3 protein-coding genes are annotated in these 3690 nt (G+C 64.0%); all 3 read left to right on the plus strand.

Annotated elements, in window-relative coordinates; translation table 11 throughout:
- Positions 1-26 precede the first annotated feature (26 nt).
- Complete coding sequence (locus EPO09_RS03050; RefSeq protein WP_290640025.1) at positions 27-2015, plus strand: acetyl/propionyl/methylcrotonyl-CoA carboxylase subunit alpha; 1989 nt, start codon at positions 27-29, stop codon at positions 2013-2015.
- 48 nt (positions 2016-2063) lie between these two features.
- Positions 2064-2990, plus strand: coding sequence for a hydroxymethylglutaryl-CoA lyase (locus EPO09_RS03055; RefSeq protein WP_290640029.1), 927 nt, complete (start codon positions 2064-2066; stop codon positions 2988-2990).
- A 30-nt stretch (positions 2991-3020) separates the two neighbouring features.
- The coding region (locus tag EPO09_RS03060) for an acyl-CoA dehydrogenase family protein (RefSeq protein ID WP_290640027.1) at positions 3021-3690 on the plus strand (670 nt) is incomplete at its 3' end.

Below are 3690 nucleotides of genomic sequence, written 5' to 3' on the forward strand. Positions count from 1 at the left end.
CCCAACGACTGAGCCCCGGAGCTGTGATGTTTCAGAAAATTCTCATCGCCAACCGAGGTGAAATCGCCTGCCGCGTGGCCGCGACCGCGCGCCGCATGGGCATCCGCACCGTCGCCGTCTATTCGGATGCCGATGCCAACGCCCAGCACGTCAAAGCCTGCGACGAAGCCGTTCACATCGGCCCGGCCAGCCCGCGCGAGAGCTACCTGCGCGCCGACCGCATCCTCGAAGCCGCCAAGGCCACCGGCGCCCAGGCCGTGCACCCGGGCTACGGCTTCCTGAGCGAAAACGAAGACTTTGCCCAGGCCTGCGAAGAAGCCGGCATCGCCTTCATCGGCCCGCCCGCATCGGCCATTGCCGCCATGGGCAGCAAATCAGCCGCCAAAGCCCTGATGGAAAAAGCCGGCGTACCACTCGTGCCTGGCTACCACGGCGACAATCAGGACGCCGCCCTCCTCAAGGACCAGGCCGATGCCATGGGCTACCCCGTGCTGATCAAAGCCAGCGCAGGCGGTGGCGGCAAGGGCATGCGTGCCGTGCAGCAAGCAGCGGACTTTGAAGCCGCACTGGCTTCTTGCCAGCGCGAAGCCCAGGCCAGCTTTGGCAGTGCGCATGTGCTGGTGGAACGCTACGTCACCCAGCCGCGCCACATCGAGATCCAGCTCTTTGGTGACAAGCAAGGCAACTACGTCTACCTGTTCGAGCGCGACTGTTCGGTTCAACGCCGTCATCAGAAGGTACTGGAAGAAGCCCCTGCCCCCGGCATGACGGCCGAGCGCCGCAGCCAGATGGGCGAAGCCGCCATCGCCGCCGCACGCAGCGTGGGCTATGTGGGCGCCGGCACCGTCGAGTTCATCTGCGAGCAAGACGGCCGCTTCTATTTCATGGAGATGAACACCCGCCTGCAGGTGGAGCACCCCGTCACCGAGGCCATCACTGGCCTGGATCTGGTCGAGTGGCAACTGCGCGTGGCAGCTGGCGAGCCACTGCCGTTACAGCAGGAGCAACTGCAACTCAAGGGCCATGCGATCGAAGCGCGCATCTGTGCAGAGAACCCATCGCAGCAGTTCCTGCCGGCCACGGGCACCTTGCAGACCTTGCGCACACCGGCTTCGTCATCCTTTGAAGTGGCGCCCGTGCGTGTGGACAGCGGCGTGCGCGAAGGCGATGTGATCTCGCCTTACTACGACTCGATGATCGCCAAGCTCATCGTGTGGGGTGAAGACCGCGATGCCGCCTTGAGCCGACTGGATGCCGCGCTGCGTGACCTGCACATCACTGGCCTGCACACTAATGTGGCCTTCGTGCGCCGCGTGATCCACACGGACTCTTTCGCCAAGGCGAAGCTGGACACGGCCTTGATCGAGCGAGAGCACACAGCCTTGTTCCAGGCCCCAGGCGTGCCAGCTCACATCGCCGTGGGCGCGGCCATGGCCTGCCTGTTGCAACCAGCAAAAGCACCGCATGGCCACCGCCCTCGCGACCCATGGGCCGTGCAGGACGGCTGGCGCCTGAGCGGCCAGCCACGCCACCGCGAAGTGTTGATGCACGATGGCGAGCCGCTCACTGTCATCACCACACGCGTTGGCGCACAGGACTACGAACTACAGATCGGCGACCGCACGCTCAAGTTGCGCCTGAGTGGCGAGCAAGGCGATCAGCTCGACATCCAGCTTGATGGCCAGCGGCTGCGTTTCAGTGCCTACCAGCATGAGGGCGACATCCATGTCTTCTTGCCGCAAGGCGCCGTGCACCTGCAACGCGTCAACCCCTTGACGCAAACCGATCACAGCCATCAAGGTACTGGCCGCCTCACGGCATTGATGCCCGGCAAGGTCGTGGCGCTGCTGGTGAAAGAGGGCCAGCAAGTCAAACAAGGCGAGCCACTGGCCGTGACCGAAGCCATGAAGATGGAGCACACGCTCACTGCGCCTCAGGATGGCACTGTCGCGGCCATCCTCTGTGCCGTGGGCGATCAGGTCGCCGAAGGCGTCGAGCTGCTGCGCATCGAATAAGGCCCCGGCAGCCAGACCGTGAACAACTCAAAGCAAGAGAACGCCATCATGATCCCCGCGCACTTTCCCAGACACGTCTCTTTGGTTGATGTGGGCCCGCGTGACGGCCTGCAAAACGAGGCCCGCCCTGTTGACGCCGCCGACAAGATCGAACTCGTGCACCGGCTGCAGCAGGCCGGTCTCAAGCAGATCGAAGTCACCAGCTTCGTGAGCCCCAAGTGGGTGCCGCAGATGGCCGACAACGCGGAGGTCATGACCGGCATCCAGCGCCAGGACACCGTGCGCTACTCGGTGCTCACGCCCAATATGAAGGGCTTCGAAGGCGCTCTGGCGGCGGGCGCCGATGAGGTCGTGATCTTCGCGGCAGCCAGCGAGGCCTTCAGCCAGCGCAACATCAACTGCTCGATTGCCGAATCCATCGAGCGCTTCCGCGCGGTTGCCGATGCTGCCAAGGCCACCGGCATGCGGGTGCGCGCGGCTGTGTCGTGCGCATTGGGCTGCCCGTATCAAGGCGAGGTATCGATTGATGCCGTGGAAGACGTGGTCAAGCGCCTGCTCGACATCGGCAGCGACCACATCGGCATCGCCGACACCATCGGCGTGGGCACAGCCGGCCGCGTCAAGCAGGTGATGGAACGCGCGCTCAAGCATGTGCCCATGGCCGAGTTGAGCGGCCACTTCCATGACACCTATGGCCAGGCCCTGACCAACATCTATGGCTGCCTGGAACTCGGCATCCACACGTTTGACGCCAGCGTGGCCGGCCTGGGCGGCTGCCCTTATGCCAAGGGCGCCACCGGCAACGTGGCCACGGAAGACGTGGTCTACCTCCTGCATGGCCTGGGCATCCAGACCGGCATCGACCTGGGCAAGCTGGTGGACGCCGCCGATTTCATCTCGGGCGTACTGGGCCGCAAGCCCGTGTCTCGCGTCAGCAATGCCTTGCTGGCCAAGCGCGCCCACCCCACCACCTGATTCCATCCATACACCTGAGGAGACAAGACCATGAACCTGCCAGGCCTGAATCACCAGCTCGGCGAAGACATCGATGCCCTGCGCGACACCGTCCAGCACTTTGTCGCCAAGGAGCTGGCGCCCATCGCCGCAGATGTGGAACGCGAGAACAACTTCCCTGCTCAGATGTGGAAGAAGCTGGGCGACCTGGGCGTGCATGGCCTGACCGTACCCGAAGAATATGGCGGCACCAACATGGGCTATCTGGCCCACATGGTGGCCATGGAAGAAGTCAGCCGGGGCAGCTCCGCCGTGGCCCTGAGCTATGGCGCGCACTCCAACCTGTGCGTCAACCAGATCTACCGCAACGGCAGCGAAGCCCAGCGCCAGAAGTACCTGCCCAAGCTGATCAGCGGCGACCACGTCGGCGCCCTGGCCATGAGCGAGCCCAACGCCGGCTCGGATGTCGTCAGCATGAAGCTGCGCGCCGACAAGCGCGGCGATCGCTACGTGCTCAATGGCAGCAAGATGTGGATCACCAATGGTGGCGACGCCGACACCCTCGTCGTGTATGCCAAGACGGAACCAGAAGCCGGCGCCAAAGGCATGACCGCTTTCATCATCGAAAAAGGCTTCAAGGGCTTTGGCAAGGGCACCAAGCTGGACAAGCTGGGCATGCGCGGCTCCAACACCTACCCGCTGTTCTTTGAAGACTGCGAAG

The organism is Aquabacterium sp. (genome assembly GCF_004297345.1).
Lineage (GTDB): Bacteria > Pseudomonadota > Gammaproteobacteria > Burkholderiales > Burkholderiaceae_C > Aquabacterium.